Below are 23113 nucleotides of genomic sequence, written 5' to 3' on the forward strand. Positions count from 1 at the left end.
TCAAGATGCTCAATATTAAATCGGCAATCCGGATGAAACAATGAATCAACAGCAACAATCAGTCATTTCTGCCTCAACGCTGTACGTGGTGCCTACTCCCATCGGTAACCTAGGGGATATCACTTATCGGGCACTCGAAGTACTGAAAAGCGTCGATCTGATTGCGGCGGAAGATACGCGTCATACCGGGTTGCTGTTGCAACACTTTGCCATTAGCGCGCGGTTGTTTGCGCTGCACGACCATAACGAACAGCAGAAGGCGGACCAATTGCTGGCGAAACTGCAGGAAGGCCAGAGCATAGCACTGGTTTCCGACGCTGGCACGCCATTGATCAACGACCCCGGTTATCACCTGGTGCGCCGCTGCCGTGAAGCGGGGATCCGCGTCGTGCCGCTGCCGGGGGCCTGTGCTGCCACCACGGCGCTGTGCGCCGCAGGGCTGGCGTCCGATCGCTTCTGCTACGAAGGGTTCCTGCCGGCGAAAACCAAAGGCCGTAAGGATACTCTGCTGGCGTTGGCAGAGGAACCGCGCACGCTGATTTTCTATGAATCAACCCACCGCTTACTGGACAGCCTGCAGGACATGGTCACCGTATGGGGGCCGCAACGCTATGTGGTGCTGGCTCGTGAGTTGACCAAAACCTGGGAGTCGATCCACGGTGCGCCGGTAGGGGAACTGCTGGCCTGGGTGCAGGAAGATGAAGTTCGCCGCCGCGGGGAGATGGTGCTGATTGTTGAAGGCTACCAGGTGCAGGAGGACGATCTCCCGCTGGAGGCGCTACGCACGCTGGCGCTGCTGCAAAAAGAGCTGCCGTTGAAAAAGGCGGCGGCTTTGGCGGCAGAAATCCACGGCGTGAAGAAAAATGCGTTGTATAAACATGCGCTAGAGCATCAGGAGCAGTAAAGCTGTTGACCTGCCGGGGGCACGACGCTACTATCCGCGCCGGAGTTGACCAGACAGTCGCCGCTTCATTGCCGTCCTCTTCGGGGGAGACAGATGGAGGGGAGGAAAGTCCGGGCTCCATAGGGCAGGGTGCCAGGTAACGCCTGGGAGGCGCAAGCCTACGACTAGTGCAACAGAGAGCAAACCGCCGATGGCCCGTGCAAGCGGGATCAGGTAAGGGTGAAAGGGTGCGGTAAGAGCGCACCGCGCGGCTGGCAACAGTCCGTGGCACGGTAAACTCCACCCGGAGCAAGGCCAAATAGGGGTTCGCATGGTACGGCCCGTACTGAACCCGGGTAGGCTGCTTGAGCCAGTGAGCGATTGCTGGCCTAGAGGAATGACTGTCCACGACAGAACCCGGCTTACCGGTCAACTCCACTCCTCTTTAAAAACAATAGGTTGGTGTGTCCCTACTGCGTTTCACGTCATAGTGAGATACAAGATGGGATACACCAACACTTGTGCCATTCCAAATGTCATTCGACGTGGCAAGAATTACTACCTTCACTTCAGGCTATCCAGAAACAAATTCTTCCGTACTTCTTTGAGTTGTGATTCAGCGACAAGAGCCCGTTACATTACAGTTCGCCTTGGGTTATTCATATCTTTAGTGAAATCCGCTAGGATGGGTGCAGGTCAACTTTCAGACATTATCAAAAAAATGAAAAAGTTAGAGCAGAAAGATATTGATAATTACTTGCTAGAAACCCAAGCAGTGTTTTACGAAGCAGCGAAAAATATTCCGGCAGAAGTCAGAGCAAGTCTTAGAGGAGGGATGTCGTTGTCAGCAGAAAAATCCAAAGCAATCGACATGAGTAAAATGCTGGGAACAACGTATCTCAATGATGCTCCTGCGATTTTAGAAGATTCAGTAGTTGATCAATTGAGCAGCAAGTACGACATATCCGGGAGAGAAATTGAGATCGACAGCATAGCCGCCGAGTGTGATCTGTTGTGGAAACAAGTATGTGATGCAAAGACGGCGTTCCTACAAAATAACCACCCAGAGTACCGACAGATACTTGCATCGTTAAAGCCAGAAACCCCGCCAGTCCAGCATGAAGATATGCCTTCACAATTGTTCAAAATTCCAACTTTAACTGAGGCGTGGGGTGATTTCGTCAAGTATAAATCGAGCTGGAACGATAAAATAAGACAGACCAACGAAAAGTACTTTGAAGTAATAGCAATAGTTCTGGGTAAGGATACTCCTGTTGTTGAGATTACGCGCCGTGATATTAAGAACTTACTCGAAGTTGTGGAAAGACTTCCCCGTCAAAATATGAAACCGTATAACAGAATGACAGTCCAACAATGCTTAGATTTGGATGAGGTCGAAGAAGAAGACTTGGTGTCATCGAAGACAGTCAGAGACTATCTGAAACTGTGTCAAGGGTTATTCTCCACATATCTGACTGGTGAGGTAGATGTACTTGAATCATCGCCGACTAACAAAATTAAATATGAGGCAAAAAGTCGTAGTTATGGTTATTACAGCCACACTGAAATGCGCAAGCTGGTAGAACATTTTTTAACATTGGATGGTTGGAAAAAATGGGTATTTCTTTTGCTGTCGTACACTGGTGCACGCCGTTCTGAAATCGCTAAGCTGAAAGTGTCAGATGTTCGCTTAGATGATGATAGCCAAAGGTATTATATTATGATTGAGGACAGTAAAACTGAAGCTGGGATTCGACAAGTTCCTATTGCTCTTCGTTTGATTGATATGGGTTTTTTGGATTATAAAAAAGGAAAGAACCCCAATGATAAATTGTTCCCTGAGATCACTTATAGCAATAAGGTAACGCGAGTTTTTCATGAGATACGTGAGATGCTGGGTATTGATTACCTTGATGATTATAAGCATAGACGTATTGTGCATAGTTTACGCCATACCTTTGTAACGGAAGCACAGACGAAACATAGACTCACACTTATCCAACAGACGATAGGCCATGAGCATTCTGACCAAGGGGAAACGCAGACCTATACAGGAAAAATGAGAGTTTCTGCTTTGCTTCCGGTGGTTGATAGTATTGACTGGCTTAAGTGATAATAGGAAGTTATAAAATATTTTACATGTTTTTTGGGGCAACTCTATGCCCCTTCTCTCCTCACTACTTTCTCAGTCGTATTATTATCACTGTACCCCATCCTCTTTTCTTTGAATATGAATCAATTAACGTGAGAACATTAATTTAGGCAGTGTGAACTCTTCTTTTTTACTACCTCCACTAGCGTATTCCTCTTCGATAATTAGTATTGGTTGTGCTTTTTCTTTATTTCCAGTATTGACAAATGTTTTAGATGCTATGGAGAATGTTAGCAGTGAATCAACCTCACCCTCCCCATTCCAACGGTCTGACACGTAATCTGTTTCAGACCAAATAATATTATTCTTAGAAATTTTGCAGTTATTAGAGAAAAACTTTCCATCACTTGGTCTTTTATAGGAAAGTAAAATAGCCTTTTCGACAGGAGATGCAGTTGCCTTAATTATCTTTACATCCAATCCTAAAAATACTGCCATACCTGCACGACAAACCTGAGATAGAGTGAAAGGTTTCATTTCATTTGCAGGAGCATCAACTTTGGGAGCAAGAAAAGTATAACCATTAGCGACCCTCCAACTTTGTGAAGAAATATTTTCATTGGAAATAGCTGCGTCACTATTATCACTGGACCTGGAGATATATGCTATTACCGCAACTATAACCAAGGTTATTATGGGGGCAATTTTGGATTGATATGGCTTTTTGATGCCACAACTTGGGCAAACTTTTGCTTGAGATGATACTTGTGCATTGCATTCACGGCAGTTTTTAAGAGCCACACTAAGATCTCCATGTGTTATCGGCAATGAGGGCGGATGAAATCCAAAGATTCATTCCTACCCTGTATAACCCCCTATTAATCATCAATCTCTACAATATATCGACCTCCTTTGTCTCTTATTATGTATGTATATACATCATCACAAAACACTTTGACTGACATGCTGAAATGGGCTGGATACGCACCATTTACTGTATCACACTTGTAACCCGCTGACCGTATCACCGCTTGAGCCTCTTCTTTAAGCTCTTGAGAAGCTTCTTCCGCATGCACGCTTACACTCATCACCCCCAACAACAACCCCAAGGCAATAATCTTTTTCATATCGATATTCTCCATTTTTACATGTAGTTAGCACATTTTCATCAGTTACAATACAGTTTAATTGATCTGCAAAATCTATCAAGTATTAAATATTGATCGTTTTTAACGATCGATTGGGCGAGACTTGAAGTTGTCCTTCGAGGTATCTGGTCTCTAGATAGCCCATGATAATGAAGTGGATATTAAATAGTCCTATGTGGCTTGCTAAACATGCACTAGACGGGTAAAATGAAGAGGTAGGGTGTGTAACATTTACGGATTTATGCTCCCTGTCTTATAGAATCCCCAGTTGGTTTGCGAGCCTTGACCTGCTTGAATGATCTATATCTGGATCTATCTCCAACAAGCACTATTGCTTACGGGATATAAAATAATATCTATCTGTATCTGTCTAAATCTAATTAAAGTCTACTGGTCTTCAATCTGTATCTATCCAGTCTAAATCATCTTTGTCTAATCTAAGACTATATGGCAACTTGTCTCTCTGGCTGAAGTTTGGCTTGGGTTTTATTTTATTGCAAGGAGAAGTAAATGACTACATCATCATTAATTAACAAGAAGAAAGGCCGTTTTGTTTTGATTGAGAACGCCACTTTTACTCATAATGGAATTAGCTATCGAGTTAATTATAAAGAGAGTAAGAGGTACTCTCCTTTAAGCTCTGAGATACTTGTAAAGTTTATAGATGAAATATGTGCCATGAGAGAATATTATAGCCGCGTCTTCGCTTTTAGGTTTGATCTGCATGTTCCACAAGGAATGCCTATAGAACAATCTAATGTATTAATAAGTCAGCTTTTCTCTAAAATTAGGGATAAGTTCAGGGCTAAGAATTGGGATGGTCAGCCCATCAAGAAATTTGCATATGGTTGGGTCTGGGAAATTGAGAAAGCCAAGCAAGCCCATTATCATGCTTGGATTGCTGTGCCTGGGAATCAGGTATGGAAAACTGGTCACAGAAATACTGGAATGTTTAGAGTGATAAGTGAACTATGGTCAGAATTAACAGAAGGGAAAGGCTTATCACACTTACCTAGTGAGTCTGGTCATATGATCAGTCGCGCTGATAATGATAAGGAATTACGTGATTTCGTCTACAGAGTTTCGTATCTTGCTAAGGACAGGGGTAAGTATTCTCTAGGCGATAATACTAAACGTTATGACGGTTCAAGGCTTCATGGAAAGATGAAAAGGAAATCAGCTATACTTCTGGCTGCTTAGATGGTTTAATTGTTTAACAATCGTCACTCTCCTCTCTATACTACAGAATTTAAATGTTAAGGCACAGCTTGAGTTTTAAAAGCCTCATATAACCCCCTGTGACGGGCTGTACGGCATTTAATTGCATGCACCAATACATACCCACAGGGTTGAATTAAATGCTCTCAAAATGGCTTGTATTGCGATTTAAACACTATTGTGAAAAACACCTCTACTCTAATGGTCAGTGAATTACTAATATGGTGTTTAACTTACTCTCATTTCTTTCTTGATGCGAAATACGGTAGCACGTCCACAGCCACAGAGTTTCGCTATTTCATCAGCAGATAAGTTACTACTGGCAAGATAGCCTTTTAATTTGGTCCGTAGAGCTTCATCTTTCACTCTACCTTTAAACACATCACCTTTTGCTTTAGCTATTGCAATCCCCTCTTGTTGGCGCTGACGGATGAAATTACGCTCCAAGTCGCCAACAGCCCCAAGCATGGTAATCATAAACGTGCTGGTGGGGGTGTTATCAAACGACATTGAGTTATCAATGAACTTTACCGTAACTCCACTGGTGGTCATTTCTTCTAGCAATGCCAATAAATCTTTCGTGTTACGCGCTAAGCGGTCTACTGACTTAACAACAACCTCATCACCTGAGCGAACCTTGCTCAGTAGTTTTTGAAGTTCTGGACGCTCTGTGTTCTTACCGCTGAGTTTATCTATAAATAGGTTTGGTTCTGAGATGCCAACATTAGCCAGTGCTTCAACTTGACGCTGAGTGTTTTGATCTTTGCTACTAACACGTATGTATCCAAAAGAAGCCATAACCACCTCAAGTATCGTTAAAGTGACATCAAAGATACAGTGTCATTTGAGTTATAACAAGATGGTAATTGATACTGAATTGAATGGTTATGGCACGTATCAATTGTGTCTACTCTATCGAGATGATACCGCTACGTGCCTAACCTGATATTTGATGCAAATTACTTGCTTTCAAAGGGAGGGAGGGAGCTTTGCTTAGCAACGCTATCGAGTTGATACTTCTATATACTTGTTTTAACATCATCTAAAATTATTAGCTAAAGCTTATAGCGCTTCGGTTGTGGGTACATTGCTTTAGCTTTCAGCGTCTTAATTTCCTGCTGCTCGTCATGATATCGGATATCTATGGCATTTTCGACAGACTCATAAGAGCCTAGCCAATGCCCTGTCACAACGCCGCCACGCTCTACAATCTCACGCAATAGACCGCTCCCTGCAACATCGTCCAAGGGGCCGTATTCGCGAGTGGTACATTTATCCCCCAAATACACATACTCAACATAGTGATAAGTCATCTTAAACCTCGAATAATACAAATCTTTACAAAGTTGTTTCGCATGTGGGAACAGGGCTATTCCCGCTACTAAAAGAATAAGCAATTCCATGATCTGACCAACCGTCAAGCATGAGATTCAAAGATTGTGAACACTTCCACATCGAGATATCAAGCGAATTCTGCCGAAAATTTGCGCTAGTTGTTCCATTTTGCGCTATTACTACGATGGTTTTCTATGGGGTAGATCACGGTATTGATAAACCCATTGGAATCAGTATCATGGGATACAAACTGAGATACACATGAACCATTAACCACATGTGAATGCAGCGGGAATCAGCCTTTGGATTTGGCTAGTTGCCTTACCGGTCAACTCCCTCTATCACATAGAAAACCCTGCATAGCCTGAGCTGCGCGGGGTTTTTCTTTTAAACAGGCAAATCAATCAGCAGTGCGCGCAGCGGTGTCTCAGCCCGGAGGGTAAGGCGATTTTCCTCGCGGATAAACGCGCCGTCTCCGCAGGTCAGCTTTTGGCCGTCGTGGTGTTCGCCGTTGGCTGAAAGCGTACCGTGGATCGATTGCAGATAAGCTCGTGGCCCGTTCAGTGCCAGCGTCAGCTGTTCGCCAGCGGGTAAATTCAGGTGATGGATCCACACCTGTTGCCGCAGTTGCAGGCTGCCTTGTGCGCCATCAGGCGATGCCAGTAGCTGATGTGGCTGTGCAGACAGGCTCAGGTGCTGCACCCGATCGTTACTGCGCTCCGGGCAGGCATCCAGCCACAGTTGCATGCGGGTGAGCGCTGTGCTGCTGCTGATGTTCTGCTCGCTGTAGCTGAGCCCGGCTTGCGTGGCCAGCAGCAGCGCTTCCCCCGTTCCCACTCGCACGGTATTACCGTCGCTGTCGCGGTATTCGGCTTCCCCTTGCAGGATCAGATTCAGAATATCGACGTTAGGGTAGGTGCGTGGTTGGAATGACGCACCCGGTGCCAGCACTTCCTGATTCAGCACCCGTAACGAGGCGTAGCCCATCAGTTTTGGATCAAAGTAATGCCCAAAGGAAAAGGTATAACGAGCCTGTAGCCAACCAAAGTCAGCTTGCCCGCATTGTTGTGCTGTTCTGCATGTAATCATGGCAATCGGCTCTTTAAATATTCATAACTCGAATGGTAAGCATCTGGACGCAGGATTGTTAGCCAGTTAATCTGGTCAGTATATTCAAATTTCCTGAAAGAGAGACTCGATGGCCAGAGATCGTGCATTAACGCTGGAAGCGCTGAGGGTAATGGATGCGATTGACCGCCGTGGCAGCTTCGCCGCCGCTGCTGATGAACTGGGGCGTGTGCCTTCGGCGCTCAGCTATACCATGCAAAAGTTGGAAGAAGAGCTGGACGTGGTGCTGTTCGATCGTTCAGGGCATCGCACCAAGTTTACCAACGTCGGGCGGATGCTGCTGGAGCGCGGGCGCGTGTTGCTTGAGGCCGCTGATAAGCTGACCACCGATGCAGAGGCACTGGCGCGCGGCTGGGAAACTCATCTGACCATCGTGAGCGAGGCCCTGTCACCGGCGGCTAAACTGTTCCCGCTGATCGATAAACTGGCGCTGAAGGCGAACACCCAGGTTTCGATCTTTACCGAAGTGCTGGCCGGTGCCTGGGAGCGTTTGGAGCAGGGGCGTGCCGATATCGTGATCGCGCCGGATATGCACTTTCGTGCCTCATCGGAAATCAATACCCGTAAGCTTTACAAAGTGATGAGCGTCTATGTGGCGGCACCGGATCATCCGATCCACCTGGAGCCGGAGCCGTTGTCAGAAACCACGCGGGTGAAGTATCGCGGCATTGCGGTGGCTGATACCGCGCGTGAGCGACCGGTGCTGACCGTGCAACTGCTGGATAAGCAGCAGCGCCTGACGGTCAGCACCATTGAAGATAAACGCCGTGCTCTGCTGGCCGGGCTGGGGGTGGCTACCCTGCCGTACAGCATGGTGGAAAAAGACATCGAAGCGGGGCGCTTGCGCGTGGTAGGGCCGGAGTATAGCCGGGAAGTCGATATTATCATGGCCTGGCGGCGTGACAGCATGGGGGAGGCCAAATCCTGGTTCCTGCGTGAGATCCCACGCCTGTTTGCCCGGCAGGAAAATCAGTAACCCCGTCTGGTGGACGGGGTAAAACGTTAACCAAAGTGCCGATCGCGCCCGTGTGGCGCATTAAGGTCCTGCGTCGGCCCAAGAGAAATAATGCCATGCGGGTTGATGGTGGCATGGCTGCGGTAATAGTGATGGCGGATATGCGCCATATTGACCGTCTCCGCCATGCCCGGCATCTGATAGATATCGCGCAGGAAACCATACAGATTAGGGTAATCGCTGATGCGGCGTTGATCGCATTTGAAATGGGTGACATACACCGGATCAAAGCGAACCAGCGTGGTCCACAGGCGCAAATCGGCTTCGGTCAGGCGATCGCCTGTCAGATAGCGGTGTTGATCCAGAATCTGCTCCAGCCGTTCCAATGTGGCAAACACCCCCTGTACGGCTTCGTCATACGCTTCCTGGCGGGTGGCAAAACCGGCTCGATACACTCCGTTATTCACACCGTCATAAATCCAGCCGTTCAGTTCGTCGATGTTGGCGCGTAGCTCAGCAGGATAATAGTCACCTGCACGCGCACCAATGGCATCAAACGCGCTGTTGAACATGCGCATGATGTCGGCCGACTCGTTGCTGACGATGGTGTTCTGCTGTTTGTCCCACAGCACCGGGACGGTCACGCGCCCGCTGTAGTGCGGGTCGGCACGCAGGTAGAGCTGGTAGAGAAAATCGGCGTGATGCAGTGCGTCGCCGGTGGCTGCAGGGAAATCTTCGCCAAAGGTCCAACCGTTTTCCAGCATCAGCGGGTGGACAACGGAAAGCGGAACGATCTGCTCCAGCCCTTTCAGCTTACGCATCAGCAGGGTGCGGTGTGCCCAGGGGCAGGCGAGGGAAACATAAAGGTGGTAACGATCGGTTTCTGCCTTGAACCCGCCGTTGCCACCAACGCCGGGCTGGCCGTCTATCGTAACCCAGTTGCGGAACTGAGCGGCTGAACGCTTGAAACGGCCCCCGGTAGAGGCGGTGTCATACCAGGTGTCTTGCCAAACGCCATCAACGAGTTGCCCCATGATGATCTCCTTCATCGCGCAGTGAGAAAAGCCCAAAGGCCCGGAACTCCAGGCCTTTGGCTGAGATGGTCAACTTACCATTTTTTGTTCAGAAGGCGGTCGATGCTGAAACCACCAGGGCCTGCAATCGCCAGAACGATGTAACCACCGGCAATGCTCAGGTTTTTCATAAACATCAGTTGGTTTACACCTTCGGCAAAGTTAGTGTGGAACAACAGTGCGGTCAGAATGGTGAAACCGGCAGTGAACAGTGCCACGGTGCGGGTCAGGAAACCGAACAGAATCGCCAGACCGCCGCCCAGTTCCAGCAGAATAGTCAATGGCAGTAGAAAACCAGGTACACCCATTGCCTGCATGTATTGTTGAGTGCCCGCATAGGCATCACCCATTTTGCCGTAACCTGCCACGATAAACAGGATTGGCATCAGAATACGCGCTACCAGCAAACCTGTATCTTCTAATTTTTTCATCATTAACTCCGAAAGTGATTTTGTTTGCCAATCTTGGCATCTGTGCGGCCAGAGGCTTGATGTGCTCGTGACCCGTTGATGAAATAAATGGTAGACGAGAATGGTTACGGTTGTTAGCAAGTAAATCTGTTTTATTTTTTCAAAAAAACTGAATGCTTAGTCTGCTAATAACGCCCAGATAATCAGAATGTTGTCACACCGTTGGCGATAAAAACGGAAAGATGGTGCAGACAGTATGGTTTTACCACGGGATTATTGAACGAGCGTTGAAGGAGTTACTTTGCAGGAAATGTTTTGCGGATCAAACGAATAGTGCTCCAAACACCAAAGGCACGGCGCGACCAGCGAATCAATTTGCCGGGGTGACGGATGCCGTACAAGGCAACAACGCTGGAACCGATCGCCACGTATTTGCGCAGGCTAAATAGCGTCTGCCAACCTTGGTCGAGGCATTCGGTCTTTGCCAGCCACAGCGTTTTATTTTCGACCAGATCCAGGCGTTGCTGCTGGATTTGCCGAATTAACTGCTCTTTCTTCCACTCACGGTACTGGCGGTGATTCATCGTTTCCCTCCAGTGTGGTGCGATCGAGCTCCAGTTGCCTGCGTGTGGCGCTCAGCAACGTCGAACGGCGTGCCTTGGCCAGAGTCCAGACGGCTCCCACAATAGCCAGCAACAGTAATACGGCGGTAGTGGTGCCTAGTGCGAACAGCCGATTGGCAGGCTCGATCGCCCAGAAAATCAGCAGCAGCAGGCTCATCAGGCCGAAAGCGGTGAACAGCAGAGTGATTCCAGCCATTAACAGCAGTTGGACGAGGTTGGCTTTCTCCTCTTCCAGCTCGATAACGGCCAATCGCACCCGTGTTTCCACCATATTGACCAAAATGGTGAGGATGCGTTGACCAATATCCAGGACCCCTTTAGCGGGGCCCTGAGCGCGAGTTTGCGGTTTGTCGCTCATCATCAGCGGCGCGCAAGCAGAACGCCTAACACGATGCCGACCGCAGCGCCAATGCCGATACCGGTCCACGGGTTTTCACGCACATAATCGTCCGCCTGGCAGGCTATCTGCTTGGTTTGATGGGCCAGCTTATCGCCTGCATCGCTCAGGCGTGCCCGGGTATCTTTCAACCGGTCTTCTGCTTTGGCGCGTAGTTTTTCCAGTTCAGCCTTAGATTTATCGGTGGAAGAGTTCAGCACTTCTTCCAACGTATCGGCCAGAGACTTCAGTTCAGCGCGTAAGTTTTCTGCATTTGAATCTTGTGCCATTTCGATAACTCCTTAACGTCGATAGACTTTCACCATAGCGGATTTATTCGGCGGAGCAAAGGGCTTATGTTTGGTTGATCTCACTGAGCAACTACGCAATCGGCTACTAAAATCCCGCCTGGCGTGGCTCTCATCGATAAATCCGCTAGTATAAAAAATTACTTCGCCTGAGCTGCTTTCAGCTCTGCCTGTGCTTCGGCAAGCTTGCGCTGTTTAGCGGCAACTTTGTCCGCTTTACCTGCTTGCCGCGCCTCCTGCAGTTCCTGTTCGCGTTCGGCAACTTTGTTTTGCTTCTCCGCGATTTTCTGTTGGCGCTCGGCTTCTAACCCTGCTTCGGTACAGTGATTTTGCACCTCGCCCAGCGCCTTTTCCAGGCCTTCCACACGTTGGCGGTTGCCATACTGCTTGGCTTTATCGATTTGTGTTTGAATCGCCTGTGCTTTTTGAGCACAACCGCTCGCGCTGGTGGCTGAAGAGAAGACAGAATAGGCCAGCAGTGGAACGGCCAGTAAAAGCGTGTGGCGTAATTTCATGATATTCACTTCCTTATTGATTGTCGTGCGGTCTGGCTGACATTCAGCTTATATCCAAAATAATTCGAGTTGCTTGTAGGCGGCAACATAAAGAATCCCCAGGAGCTTACTCAGGTAAGTGACTGGGGTGAGTGAGGGCAGCCAACACCCAAGCAACTTGAAGTATGCGGGGTATAGTCATCAATAACCGATAACTCTGACGAATGATTGAGAGCCAGCCCGATAAAAATGCGGGTGAGCAAAAGAAATTATCCCAGATTGAATGGGGCGCGGGCAAACTCGCGAACCCACTGGCTCGGTGCCTGGGATTCGCTCAGGGCGATGGTATAGCCTGGGGGCAGAAGGGGCTGCAAGGCTTCACGTGCCAAGAGTTGCTGCTCGGGGGAGTCCAGGCGAATCACCAGGCCATCGCCTTCAGGGGTAATGCTTTTGATGCGAATGCCACACTCATCCAGACGCTGGTAGACATAAAAACCATCTGGCAGCGACAGACCCTGACGTGGGGCATGAATACGCAGTTCACTTTCGGTACGTACCATATGAGGCACGAGCACTGCAGCCAAGGCCAGCAGTGCCAGTGTGATAACCAGTGCGTATTGCCAGCGTGGGCGTTGGGTGATCACACACCTTTCCCCTGATCGTGATTGCCTGAGCGTTTCTTCCGCCACAGCACGACCAGCGAGCCAACCAAGCCGATGACCAGCAATACCAGCGGCAGCATCATCAGGCCGAACATCAACTGATCTTCATACTTGCGGAACATCGGGGTTTTGCCCAAGGCGAAGCCGACGGAGACCAGGATCAAAACCCACAGCAGGCCGCTGATCCAGTTGAAAAACTGGAAGCGTGCATTGCTCAGGCCAGACAGGCCTGCGATGGTTGGCAGCAGGGTACGCACGAAAGCCAGGAAACGCCCAACCAGCAGGGCCGACAGCCCGTGGCGGTGGAACAACTGGTGCGCTCGCTGATGATAGTGAGCAGGCAGGTGTGAAAGCCAACTCTGCACCGTTCGCGTATTCCCCAACCATCGGCCCTGAATATAACTGAGCCAGCAACCCAGGCTGGCGGCGGTGGTCAGGATCAGAATGGTCACCGGGAAGCTCATGGCGTCTTTGGCGACCAGTACGCCAACCAGGATCAGCAGGCTGTCACCTGGCAGAAATGCGGCGGGCAGCAGGCCGTTCTCCAGAAATAAAATCATAAACAACAGGATATAGAGCGTCCAGATCAGCGAAGGGTTCGCCAGTGTTTCGAAGTCTTGCTGCCATAAGGCATCTAACAATTGCTTAATGATATCCATCCGGTGTTCCTAAAACGTCATTGTTTGCTTTATTCAGCGCTGGGCGTGGTGAGCGAAAAACTCGCCTAAGGCCCAAACTGCTGATAGTGATGAAACGGTGTTGCTTTATTCGTAGTTCTAATGGGTGCGACACCGGGTCATGAGTGATAAGTCAATGAACCACGGTAAAGAATATTGCTGTCTTTCCAGCCACCGATCCTGCTTTGTTGCTGGGAGGAGTGCAGGGCCCAGTTGATTTGCGCAAGCCGGTTGGGGGCCGGGGAATCTGCCTGCCGCTGAGGCTTGGTACTGCTGCCCGGGTCTGTCGCTAAAGTATAGGCCGGAACCTGTTGTGCGGGAGAAAGTAACGAGCTGGGAAAGGGCTGTAACCGCGGCAGTAACAACAGCAATTTGCCGGGGGCTTTACGACGAAGCTCCGCAAATGGGCGGTAAGCCTGATCGTCAGGCAAGAGCATCGGCAGATCAGGCGATGCCAGAGAGTTTAATACCGTGGCTGTAGTTTGGGTTGCACATAGCTTTTGGCCGGAGACCGAACTGGCCCAGCAAAAAAGAACAATAAGCATGGCAAACAACCAGCGCATGTATTCGCGTTCCGCCCCCAAGCCAGTAGGTAAAAAAGTGCTCTAACTTTACCAAAATAGCATGGTTGGCAACAGGGAAATCTGCACTGACCCGGGCGAAACATTCTCAGATGGGCGCCCTCGCTGGCATCGATTCAGCCGTTTTTACATTACCTGACACAAGCCGACCTTTTTGGCGGCAAAACGCTATTTATTACCCATGGCGACGCTTTCCAGATGCACCACTGGGTTTTCGGCAAACAGATAACGGTCAGCGTTGTATTCGAAATCGTCGGTGGTGGCATTGAACAGCATTTGCTTGGTGTTTTCCAGATGCTGCCACATCGCCAGTTTGGCGGCATGAGGATCTTTGCGGATCAATGCCTTGAGGATCTCATCGTGATCGTCACACCAACTGGCGATCGAACGATCGTCAATGTGTTCGTGCAGTTTGATCCAATATGGGTTGTTCACTCTCTGCGCCCACATTTTCTCGACAATCGTAGCCAAAGCGGTGTTTTGGGTCGCCAGTGCCACCTGAACGTGGAATTTGAGATCCCATTCGGAGTCACGGAAACGATCTTCCTTGCGCGCCTGTTCCTGGATCTCCATCAGGTTAACGATATCCTGTTTGGTCACCTGGGTAGCGGCGAATTCGGCGATGTTGCTTTCGATTAACTGGCGTGCCTGCAGCAGCTCAAAAGGCCCGGCGGTGGCAAATTCAAGGCTATCTCCTGGTATCACCAGGTTTTTCTGCTGGTTGGAGATCACGTGGATCCCTGAGCCTTTGCGCACTTCAACATAGCCTTCAACTTCCAGCATGATGATCGCTTCGCGTACTACGGTGCGGCTCACGTTCATTTCTTCAGCGATATAGCGCTCAGCCGGCAGCTTATCACCCACCGGATAGACGCCGCTCTCAATGCGATGTTTGAGTTTGGCGGCCAACTGCTGATAAAGGCGTCTGGTTTCAGTGAATTCCATAGTGAATACTCTGTGGTAGGAAGGCTTGATGCCATGGCAGTTGTTATACCACTTATCCGCTACGGCTGCCAGTAGCGCAAAGGTGGAAAGCCCGGCACAGGGGCCGGGCGGCATAGGGTTAACTACTGGTGTTTGCCGTTTGCAGAGGTTCTGATGGGGGTTCTGCCGCCGGGCGATTTTGCAGCACGGTCCAGATCACAATCGCCCCCAGAATGTCGAATACCGACAGAGCTGCGAACAGCGGGCTGAAACCCAGCGTATCAGCCAGTGCACCCACCACCAGGGCAAACAGGGTGCTGGCTGTCCAGGCGGCCATACCGGTCAGGCCGTTGGCCGTGGCGACTTCGTTGCGGCCAAACACGTCGGAGGACAGGGTAATCAGTGCGCCAGACAGGGACTGGTGGGCAAAACCACCGACGCACAGTAAGGCAATGGCGGCATAAGGGCTGGTGAATAAGCCGATCATCCCTGGGCCAATCATCAGCAGTGCCCCCATGGTGACAACCAGTTTACGCGACACGATCAGGTTCACTTTAAAATGTTTCTGGAAGAATGGCGGCAGATAGCCCCCCACGATGCAGCCGAGATCGGCAAACAGCATCGGCATCCAGGCAAACATAGCGATTTCTTTCAGGTTAAAGCCATAAGCTTTAAACATGAACAATGGGATCCAGGCGTTGAATGTCCCCCAAGCCGGTTCAGCCAGAAAACGTGGCAGTGCGATGCCCCAGAACTGCCGGTTACGCACGATCTGCCAGGCAGACATCTTTTTGGCATTACTGGTCTGGTGCTGTGCCTCTTGCCCTTCGAGGATGTAGGTACGTTCTTCACTGCTGAGTTTTTTCTGGTCTTTCGGGTGTTTATAGAAAATCAGCCAGCAGATGGCCCAGATCAGGCTCAGTATCCCGACGATGATAAACGCCAGTTCCCAACTGTGGGCCACGATGGCCCACACCACCAAAGGCGGGGCCAACATGCCGCCGATAGAGGAACCCACGTTGAAATACCCCACGGCGATCGAACGCTCTTTGGCAGGAAACCACTCACTGGTGGCCTTCAGCCCGGCGGGGATCATGGCGGCTTCGGCCATCCCGACCGCCCCGCGGGCCATGGCCAGGCCGCCCCAGCTATTGGCCAGCGCGGTGCCCATACAAAACAGGGCCCACAGAATGGCAAACATGGCATAACCGATCTTGGTACCCAGCACGTCCAGTATGTAGCCTGCAACGGGTTGCATGACGGTATAACAGGCGGAATAGGCAGCAACAATATAGGAATATTGCTGCGTGGTGATATGCAACGTGCCTTCCAGGGTTGGAGCCGCGACAGCCATTGCGTTGCGGGTCAGATAACCGAGCACGGTACCAATGGTGACCAAACCGATCATATACCAGCGTAACCCTTTGATTTTACGCATCCAAAACTTCTCCCAATCTTGAAATTTCTGCCACCGACAAACCCGTGGCGCTTCATGTCGTGATTCCCTTTCTTTTATATTTGCCAGTATTCCTCTTACCGGCCTCCCCCTTGCACATTGCCATAGTGAGTTGTCGAAAAAGGGTGCAAGGTGGCGAGACGATAACTTGTCATACAGATTTAAAAGTTGAGTGACATCACAAAAGCTGTGCATCAATTAGGCAATAATAAGTTGCAAATTGTTACGTCCTTTTGCTGTGGTTTTACCCTTAAAATAGTTTTTCAGCCGCTTTAAACCGCGTATTGACTGAGAACTGGGTGAAATAGTGCTGGACGTTGAATTAAATTGGTGTGATAACTTCCCAAAATTAACTGCAAGGCTAGCCAGGACACAAGGTGAGGAACCCGATATGGCCACGTTTTTGAGCGATGATTTTTTGTTGGACAGTGAATTTGCCCGCCGCCTTTATCATGATTACGCCGCGGATCAGCCAATTTTCGACTATCACTGCCATCTGCCGCCGCAGCAGATTGCCGAAAACACCCGTTTCCAAAACATGTATGACATTTGGCTGAAGTGCGATCACTACAAATGGCGGGCGATGCGCACCAATGGCGTCGCCGAACGTCTGTGTACCGGCGATGCCTCCGATCGTGAAAAGTTTGATGCTTGGGCCGCGACGGTGCCGCATACCATTGGTAACCCACTGTATCACTGGACGCACCTTGAACTGCGCCGTCCGTTTGGTATCACCGGTAAACTGCTGTCACCGACGACGGCAGATGAAATCTGGCAGCGCGGTAACCAACTGCTGGCGCAAGACTCGTTCAGCGCGCGCGGCATCATGAAGCAGATGAAAGTGAAGATGGTCGGGACGACCGACGATCCGATCGACGATCTGCGCCATCATAAGGCGATTGCTGCCGACGGCAGTTTCGACATCAAGGTATTGCCAAGCTGGCGGCCGGATAAAGCCTTCAACATTGAAGCACCAGGATTCAACGACTACCTGCAACAGCTGGAAGCCGCGGCGGATACGGCGATCGCGCGTTTCAGCGATCTGCGGGACGCGCTGAAAAAGCGCATGGATCACTTTGCGGCGCACGGCTGCAAGGTGTCCGATCACGCGTTGGATGAGGTGGTTTACGGTGAAGCCGATGAAGCCACGCTGGACACCATTCTGGCACAGCGGCTGAGCGGCAAGATGCCAACTCCGCAGCAGAGCGCGCAGTTCAAGACCGCCGTGCTGCTGTTCCTGGCTAGCGAATACCAGCGCCGCGAATGGGTGCAGCAATATCACATCGGTGCGCTGCGTAATAACAACAGCCGGATGTTTGAAACCATTGGCCCAGATATCGGCTTTGACTCGATTAACGATCAGCCTTTGGCCGAGCCTTTGTCACGTTTGCTGGATGCGCAGGCGAAGCAAGGCAGCCTGCCAAAAACCATCCTTTACTGCCTCAATCCACGTGATAACGAAGTGCTGGGCACCATGGTCGGTAACTTCCAAGGGGAAGGTACGCCGGGCAAGATGCAGTTCGGTTCTGGCTGGTGGTTCAACGATCAGAAAGACGGCATGCAGCGCCAGATGACGCAGTTGGCCCAGCTTGGGCTGCTCAGCCGCTTTGTCGGCATGCTGACCGACAGCCGCAGCTTCCTGTCTTACACGCGCCATGAATACTTCCGCCGCATCCTGTGCCAGATGATTGGCCGTTGGGTGGAAGACGGCGAAGCTCCGGCGGATATCGTATTGCTCGGCGAAATGGTGAAAAACATCTGTTTCGACAATGCTAAACAGTATTTCGCTATCGAATTGGCGTAGGTAGGTTTATGCAAAGCATCATAAAAATTCACTCGAAAGACAATGTGGCGGTAGCACTGCGTGATTTGGCCGCCGGAGAGACGCAAGCGCTAGGCGAACAGACGATTACGCTGGCGCAAGACGTGGCGCGTGGGCACAAATTTGCGCTTGAGCCGATTGCCGTTGGGGAGATGATCGTCAAATACGGCTTGCCTATTGGCCATGCGTTAGTGGTGATTGCGCCAGGCGAACACATTCATTCGCAAAATGCCAAAACCAACCTGAGCGATCTCGACAGTTACCAATATCAACCGGAATTTCAGGCCTTACCGGCGCAGGCGGCGGATCGTGAAGTGCAGATCTACCGGCGCAACCGGGGTGAAGTGGGGATCCGTAATGAGTTGTGGATCATCCCCACCGTGGGCTGTGTTAACGGCATTGCGCGCCAGATCCAGCAGCGTTTTCTGAAAGAAACTAATGAGGCGCAAGGGATCGACGGCGTTCATCTGTTCAGCCACCCGTTCGGCTGTTCGCAGCTTGGTCAGGATCATGAAAACACCCGCACCATGCTGCAAAATATGGTGCGTCACCCTAACGCGGGTGCGGTGCTGGTGATCGGGTTAGGATGTGAGAACAACCAGGTTGACGCATTCCGCACCACGCTCGGTGAGTTTGACGAGCAGCGCGTGCATTTTATGGTTTGTCAGCAGCAGGATGATGAAGTCGAGGCCGGGCTGGAGCATTTGCATCAGCTATACCAGGCTATGCGCGACGATCGTCGTCAGCCGGGTAAGCTCAGCGAACTGAAGTTTGGCCTGGAATGCGGCGGCTCGGATGGCCTGTCCGGCATCACCGCTAACCCGTTGCTGGGGCGCTTCTCGGATTATGTGATCGCCAATGGCGGTACGACGGTACTGACGGAGGTGCCGGAAATGTTTGGCGCCGAACGTATTCTGATGAGCCGCTGCCGTGATGAAAGCACGTTCGAAAAAACCGTCAGCATGGTTAACGACTTCAAGCAGTATTTTATCGCCCACGATCGGCCGATCTACGAGAATCCGTCGCCGGGTAACAAAGCGGGTGGCATCACCACTCTGGAAGAAAAATCCCTCGGCTGTACGCAAAAAGCCGGGCAGAGCCAGGTGGTGGACGTGCTCAAATACGGCGAGCGCCTGCGTCGGCCAGGGTTGAACCTGCTGAGTGCGCCGGGTAACGACGCCGTGGCTACCAGCGCGTTGGCCGGTGCCGGTTGTCATATGGTGCTGTTCAGCACCGGGCGAGGCACGCCGTACGGTGGGTTTGTGCCAACGGTTAAATTGGCGACCAACTCGGAGCTGGCGGCGAAAAAACCGCACTGGATCGATTTCGATGCCGGGCAACTGATCCACGGTGTGCCAATGGATGAAATGCTGGAGCAGTTTATTGAGCTGATTGTCGATATTGCCAATGGCAAACCGGCACGTAACGAAGCCAATGACTTCCGCGAACTGGCAATCTTTAAAAGCGGGGTAACGTTGTAAAGCCTGGCGGGCGGGAGTAGCATAAAACGGTGTTTCAATTCCAGCGTTTGTTATTTCCGCCCCAGGATCCCCTAATGACGTTTTATTGGTTTGCTCAGGCCGTTGGCGTGTTGGCCTTTTTGGTGGGTATCACCAGCTTCTTTAATCGCAACGATCAGCGCTTCAAATTACAGTTATCAGTTTACAGCCTGATTATCGGCATTCATTTCTTCCTGATGGGAGCCAGTGCTGCTGGCAGCAGTGCGCTGTTAGGTGCCTGCCGCAACCTGATCTCTATGCGCACCCGCAGCCTCTGGATGATGTGGTTCTTCATCATCCTGACGCCGATCGTCGGCTTATCTCACTTCAAACACTGGGTGGAGCTGCTGCCTATTTTGGGCACTACGGCGAGCACCTGGGCACTGTTTCGCACCCGTGGCCTGACAACGCGTTGCGTGATGTGGTGCTCAACCGCCTGTTGGGTGACGCATAATATCTGGTTGGGTTCGATCGGCGGTTCGCTGATTGAGGGCAGTTTCCTGCTGATGAACGGTTTCAATATCATCCGTTTCCGCCGTTTGCAGTTACGGGGTATCGACCCTTTTGCGGTAGAAAAAAAGGCGCCCGTTGGGTAATGCTGATCAGTTAAGCGCAAAGCGACATAATTATGCATCATTTGCTAAAGGTGTCGCCCCCTCTCCCTGTGGGAGAGGGCCGGGGTGAGGGCAAGTCGTGCGGTGCTCGTCCTCTCACCCTAACCCTCTCCCCAAGGGAGAGGGAACTGGTAGCATTAGCGCCCTGGCTGACAATCGTAAATACTTAACGCATTTTCAGCGGATCTTTATCTGCCAGCCGCTGATCTTCTGCCTGACAGACGGCGGCGGTAAACAGTACGTCGGTGGAGGAGTTCAGCGCGGTTTCCGCCGAGTCCTGCAATACACCAATGATAAAGCCTACGGCCACCACTTGCATTGCGACGTCGTTCGGAATGCCGAACATGTTACACGCCAGCGGAATCAGCAGCAGTGACCCCCCGGCTACGCCGGAAGCACCACAGGCACAGATGGCTGCCACCACGCTCAGCAGCAGCGCGGTTGGCACATCCACCGGGACACCCAACGTATGCACCGCTGCCAGCGTCAGCACGGTGATAGTGATTGCTGCACCGGCCATGTTGATGGTGGCACCCAGCGGGATAGAAACCGAGTAGGTATCTTCGTTCAGGTTCAGCTTCTTGCTGAGCTCCATGTTTACCGGGATATTGGCGGCGGAACTGCGGGTAAAGAAGGCAGTGACGCCACTTTCGCGCAGGCAGGTGAATACCAGTGGATACGGGTTACGGCGGATTTTCCAGTAGACGATCAGCGGGTTAAGCACCAGTGCCACCAGCAGCATACAGCCGATCAACACCACCAGCAGTTGAGCGTAGCCCCATAGCGCACTAAAGCCGGTTTCGGCCAGCGTGGAGGCCACCAGGCCAAAGATCCCCAGCGGTGCACAGCGGATCACCGCACGTACGACCAGGGTGATGGCATGTGACATGTCGTTGATTAGGGATTTGGTCGTCTCAGAAGCATGGCGTAATGCCAACCCCAGACCGACCGCCCAGGCCAGAATGCCAATGTAGTTGGCGTTGATCAGGGCGTTGAACGGGTTGGCGACTACGCTCATCAGCAGGTTTTTCAGCACTTCAACGATGCCGCCTGGCGGATTGATATCGGTATTGCCCACGGCCAGAGCCAGCGTTGAAGGGAAGATAAAGCTGATGATAACGGCGGTCAGCGCTGCCGCAAAGGTGCCCAGCAGATAGAGAAACAGAATCGGGCGGATATTGGTTTTCTGCCCCTGTTTGTGGTTGGCGATGGAAGCCATCACCAGCACCAGTACTAATACTGGCGCAACGGCCTTCAGCGCGCCGACGAACAACGCCCCGAGCAGGCCAACGGCGCTGGCAGCGGCTGGAGAAACCAGCGCTACTACGATCCCGGCCGCGAGGCCGATCATGATTTGTTTAACCAGGCTGCCCTGAGTGATGCGTACTAATAGTTTATTCATGATACTGTTGCGTTTCCGCTCCCCTGAAAAGTGGCGTACAGATGATTGCGCCTCGGCAGGAACGCTGCCGGGCAAATGTTATTTGTATCTGTAACTAAGTGTGTTTGCTTGACCAGTATTCAGTAAATGCGGGTGGTTGAAAAGAGGCGAAGCTGAAATTACGTGCGCGGAGTAATTGTTTATAACATTCTATTTACATTTGTGTGATCGCAATAACATTTGGTATTTAAGGATTATTGCCAAACAATCACGGGGCGGCTAGCGCCCCGGAGAACAGATTATGGTGTGTTTCTGGATTTCACATCATTACGGTGATTAACCCAGGCGTTGATCAGCAGCGTCAGCAGCAGAATACCGGCAACCACGCCCAAAGAAATAGCGATCGGGATATGGTAGAAATCGACGATCAGCATTTTGATACCGATAAATACCAGGATCACCGAGAGGCCATATTTCAGCATCGAGAAACGCTCTGCTACGTTTGCCAACAGGAAATACATGGCACGTAGCCCCATGATGGCGAACAGGTTAGAGGTCAGCACGATAAAGGGATCGGTGGTGACGGCGAAGATCGCGGGAATACTGTCGACGGCGAAAATCACGTCGCTCAGTTCCACTAGGATCAGTACCAACAACAGCGGGGTGGCAAACAGCAGGCCATTGCGGCGCACAAAGAAACGCTCGCCCTCCAAGTTATCGGTCATGCGCAGGTGGCTCCGCAGCCACTTCACCAGCGGTTTGTCGCCGATAGCAGCCCCATCTTCCTTCGCCAGCGCCATCTTGATACCGGTAAAAAGCAGGAAAGCGCCAAAAAGATACAGCAACCAGGAAAATTGCGAGATCAGCCAACTGCCAGCAAAGATCATGATTGTGCGCAGCACGATCGCGCCAAGAACGCCCAATATCAGTACGCGGCGCTGCAAGTGGGCGGGAATGGCAAAATAGCTGAACAGCATCAGCCAGACGAACACGTTATCAACCGCCAGCGCTTTCTCTATCAGATAACCGGTCAGGAAGGCCAGAGCCTGTGTATCTGCTACGGCGCGCCCGGCAGTGGCATTCAGGTAATACCAAAAACCGGCGTTAAACAGCAGCGCCAAACTCACCCACACCAGGGACCAGCAGGCCGCCTGCTTCAGGGTCATGGTTTGTGTGCCCTTGCGGCCTTGCAGTAATAAGTCGACGGCCAGCATCACGACGATGATGGCGGAGAAACTGGCCCATAGCCAGGGAGTGCCAACGGTATTCAACATCAGAGGTATCCTTCAAAAACAAAAACGGCCAACGTCGGAAGACGCTAGCCGCTCTGTGAGCGCTGCAAGCAAACCTCGCCTTCCGGCAAGGTCTCACTTACAACGCTGATAAAGGTAATGACACCTTTAGACACCAGGTTGCCCGGTAACCGGATGCTTGCGCATCGTAATGACGATTGA

The 23113-nt window shown here is 51.1% G+C and carries 25 protein-coding genes and 1 other RNA gene; 8 read left to right on the forward strand and 18 right to left on the reverse strand.

The window, feature by feature from the left end:
* Positions 1-40 precede the first annotated feature (40 nt).
* The 3 genes from rsmI to WG891_RS09860 all read left to right on the forward strand — a co-directional run bounded on the left by rsmI (position 41) and on the right by WG891_RS09860 (position 2996).
* Positions 41-904, forward strand: a complete 864-nt coding sequence (rsmI, locus tag WG891_RS09850) for a 16S rRNA (cytidine(1402)-2'-O)-methyltransferase (protein WP_337262696.1) — start codon at positions 41-43, stop codon at positions 902-904.
* A 41-nt stretch (positions 905-945) separates the two neighbouring features.
* Positions 946-1324, forward strand: an RNA gene (rnpB, locus tag WG891_RS09855) — RNase P RNA component class A.
* A gap of 61 nt (positions 1325-1385) precedes the next feature.
* Positions 1386-2996, forward strand: a complete 1611-nt coding sequence (locus WG891_RS09860) for a tyrosine-type recombinase/integrase (protein ID WP_337262695.1) — start codon at positions 1386-1388, stop codon at positions 2994-2996.
* A gap of 126 nt (positions 2997-3122) precedes the next feature.
* Here WG891_RS09860 and WG891_RS09865 read toward each other — a convergent pair whose 3' ends face one another.
* Both WG891_RS09865 and WG891_RS09870 read right to left on the reverse strand, forming a co-directional pair.
* Positions 3123-3776, reverse strand: coding sequence for a hypothetical protein (locus tag WG891_RS09865; protein ID WP_337262694.1), 654 nt, complete (start codon positions 3774-3776; stop codon positions 3123-3125).
* Between the two features lie 77 nt (positions 3777-3853).
* Positions 3854-4102: a hypothetical protein gene (locus tag WG891_RS09870; protein ID WP_337262693.1), complete on the reverse strand. Its 249-nt coding sequence runs from the start codon at positions 4100-4102 to the stop codon at positions 3854-3856.
* A gap of 531 nt (positions 4103-4633) precedes the next feature.
* Here WG891_RS09870 and WG891_RS09875 point away from each other — a divergent pair.
* Positions 4634-5323 (forward strand): YagK/YfjJ domain-containing protein, encoded by a 690-nt coding sequence (locus WG891_RS09875; RefSeq protein ID WP_337262692.1) that lies wholly within the window; start codon positions 4634-4636, stop codon positions 5321-5323.
* A gap of 246 nt (positions 5324-5569) precedes the next feature.
* Here the strand turns inward: WG891_RS09875 and WG891_RS09880 are convergent, their stop codons facing one another.
* The 3 genes from WG891_RS09880 to WG891_RS09890 form a co-directional block, all read right to left on the reverse strand.
* Positions 5570-6139, reverse strand: a complete 570-nt coding sequence (locus WG891_RS09880; RefSeq protein ID WP_337262691.1) for a recombinase family protein — start codon at positions 6137-6139, stop codon at positions 5570-5572.
* Positions 6140-6396: 257 nt separating this feature from the next.
* Positions 6397-6744 carry a hypothetical protein gene (locus tag WG891_RS09885; RefSeq protein ID WP_337262690.1) on the reverse strand — a complete coding sequence of 116 codons (348 nt, stop codon included), beginning with the start codon at positions 6742-6744 and terminating at the stop codon, positions 6397-6399.
* A gap of 319 nt (positions 6745-7063) precedes the next feature.
* Positions 7064-7765: a pirin family protein gene (locus WG891_RS09890; protein WP_337262689.1), complete on the reverse strand. Its 702-nt coding sequence runs from the start codon at positions 7763-7765 to the stop codon at positions 7064-7066.
* Between the two features lie 109 nt (positions 7766-7874).
* On the opposite strand from WG891_RS09890, the gene WG891_RS09895 reads away from it, so the two are divergent.
* A complete protein-coding gene (locus tag WG891_RS09895) occupies positions 7875-8780 on the forward strand; it encodes a LysR family transcriptional regulator (RefSeq protein WP_337262688.1) in 906 nt (301 codons plus the stop codon).
* A gap of 26 nt (positions 8781-8806) precedes the next feature.
* Here the strand turns inward: WG891_RS09895 and WG891_RS09900 are convergent, their stop codons facing one another.
* From WG891_RS09900 to WG891_RS09950, 11 genes are all read right to left on the reverse strand, one after another.
* On the reverse strand, positions 8807-9793 hold the full coding sequence (locus WG891_RS09900) for a glutathione S-transferase family protein (RefSeq protein ID WP_337262687.1): 987 nt from the start codon (positions 9791-9793) through the stop codon (positions 8807-8809).
* A gap of 74 nt (positions 9794-9867) precedes the next feature.
* A complete protein-coding gene (locus WG891_RS09905; RefSeq protein WP_337262686.1) occupies positions 9868-10263 on the reverse strand; it encodes a DoxX family protein in 396 nt (131 codons plus the stop codon).
* A gap of 275 nt (positions 10264-10538) precedes the next feature.
* Positions 10539-10826, reverse strand: a complete 288-nt coding sequence (locus tag WG891_RS09910) for a YqjK-like family protein (protein WP_337262685.1) — start codon at positions 10824-10826, stop codon at positions 10539-10541.
* Positions 10804-11223, reverse strand: a complete 420-nt coding sequence (locus WG891_RS09915) for a phage holin family protein (RefSeq protein ID WP_337262729.1) — start codon at positions 11221-11223, stop codon at positions 10804-10806. The genes WG891_RS09910 and WG891_RS09915 overlap by 23 nt, the downstream gene beginning before the upstream one ends.
* A 2-nt stretch (positions 11224-11225) precedes the next feature.
* Complete coding sequence (locus WG891_RS09920) at positions 11226-11531, reverse strand: DUF883 family protein (protein ID WP_337262684.1); 306 nt, start codon at positions 11529-11531, stop codon at positions 11226-11228.
* A 158-nt stretch (positions 11532-11689) separates the two neighbouring features.
* Positions 11690-12064, reverse strand: coding sequence for a DUF1090 domain-containing protein (locus tag WG891_RS09925; RefSeq protein ID WP_337262683.1), 375 nt, complete (start codon positions 12062-12064; stop codon positions 11690-11692).
* Between the two features lie 248 nt (positions 12065-12312).
* Entirely contained in the window at positions 12313-12684 is a 372-nt protein-coding gene (gene mzrA / locus WG891_RS09930) for an EnvZ/OmpR regulon moderator MzrA (protein WP_337262728.1), read from the reverse strand.
* Positions 12684-13364, reverse strand: a complete 681-nt coding sequence (locus WG891_RS09935) for a DedA family protein (protein ID WP_337262682.1) — start codon at positions 13362-13364, stop codon at positions 12684-12686. The genes mzrA and WG891_RS09935 overlap by 1 nt, the downstream gene beginning before the upstream one ends.
* A 137-nt stretch (positions 13365-13501) precedes the next feature.
* Positions 13502-13927 (reverse strand): hypothetical protein, encoded by a 426-nt coding sequence (locus tag WG891_RS09940; RefSeq protein ID WP_337262681.1) that lies wholly within the window; start codon positions 13925-13927, stop codon positions 13502-13504.
* 204 nt (positions 13928-14131) lie between these two features.
* Positions 14132-14908: a transcriptional regulator ExuR gene (gene exuR, locus WG891_RS09945; RefSeq protein ID WP_337262727.1), complete on the reverse strand. Its 777-nt coding sequence runs from the start codon at positions 14906-14908 to the stop codon at positions 14132-14134.
* 118 nt (positions 14909-15026) lie between these two features.
* Positions 15027-16325 (reverse strand): MFS transporter, encoded by a 1299-nt coding sequence (locus tag WG891_RS09950; protein ID WP_337262680.1) that lies wholly within the window; start codon positions 16323-16325, stop codon positions 15027-15029.
* A 409-nt stretch (positions 16326-16734) separates the two neighbouring features.
* On the opposite strand from WG891_RS09950, the gene uxaC reads away from it, so the two are divergent.
* The 3 genes from uxaC (at position 16735) to WG891_RS09965 (ending at position 20260) form a co-directional block, all read left to right on the forward strand.
* Complete coding sequence (gene uxaC / locus WG891_RS09955; protein ID WP_337262679.1) at positions 16735-18147, forward strand: glucuronate isomerase; 1413 nt, start codon at positions 16735-16737, stop codon at positions 18145-18147.
* A gap of 8 nt (positions 18148-18155) precedes the next feature.
* Positions 18156-19646 (forward strand): UxaA family hydrolase, encoded by a 1491-nt coding sequence (locus tag WG891_RS09960; RefSeq protein WP_337262678.1) that lies wholly within the window; start codon positions 18156-18158, stop codon positions 19644-19646.
* Between the two features lie 74 nt (positions 19647-19720).
* Positions 19721-20260 carry a YgjV family protein gene (locus WG891_RS09965; RefSeq protein WP_337262677.1) on the forward strand — a complete coding sequence of 180 codons (540 nt, stop codon included), beginning with the start codon at positions 19721-19723 and terminating at the stop codon, positions 20258-20260.
* A gap of 184 nt (positions 20261-20444) precedes the next feature.
* Here the strand turns inward: WG891_RS09965 and sstT are convergent, their stop codons facing one another.
* Both sstT and WG891_RS09975 read right to left on the reverse strand, forming a co-directional pair.
* Positions 20445-21680, reverse strand: coding sequence for a serine/threonine transporter SstT (gene sstT / locus WG891_RS09970; RefSeq protein WP_337262676.1), 1236 nt, complete (start codon positions 21678-21680; stop codon positions 20445-20447).
* 278 nt (positions 21681-21958) lie between these two features.
* Positions 21959-22933, reverse strand: a complete 975-nt coding sequence (locus WG891_RS09975) for a TerC family protein (protein ID WP_337262675.1) — start codon at positions 22931-22933, stop codon at positions 21959-21961.
* Positions 22934-23113: the final 180 nt, after the last annotated feature.

This window comes from Serratia sp. MMO-28, from assembly GCF_037199905.1.
In the GTDB taxonomy this organism is placed as follows: Bacteria; Pseudomonadota; Gammaproteobacteria; order Enterobacterales; family Enterobacteriaceae; genus Chania; species Chania oryzae.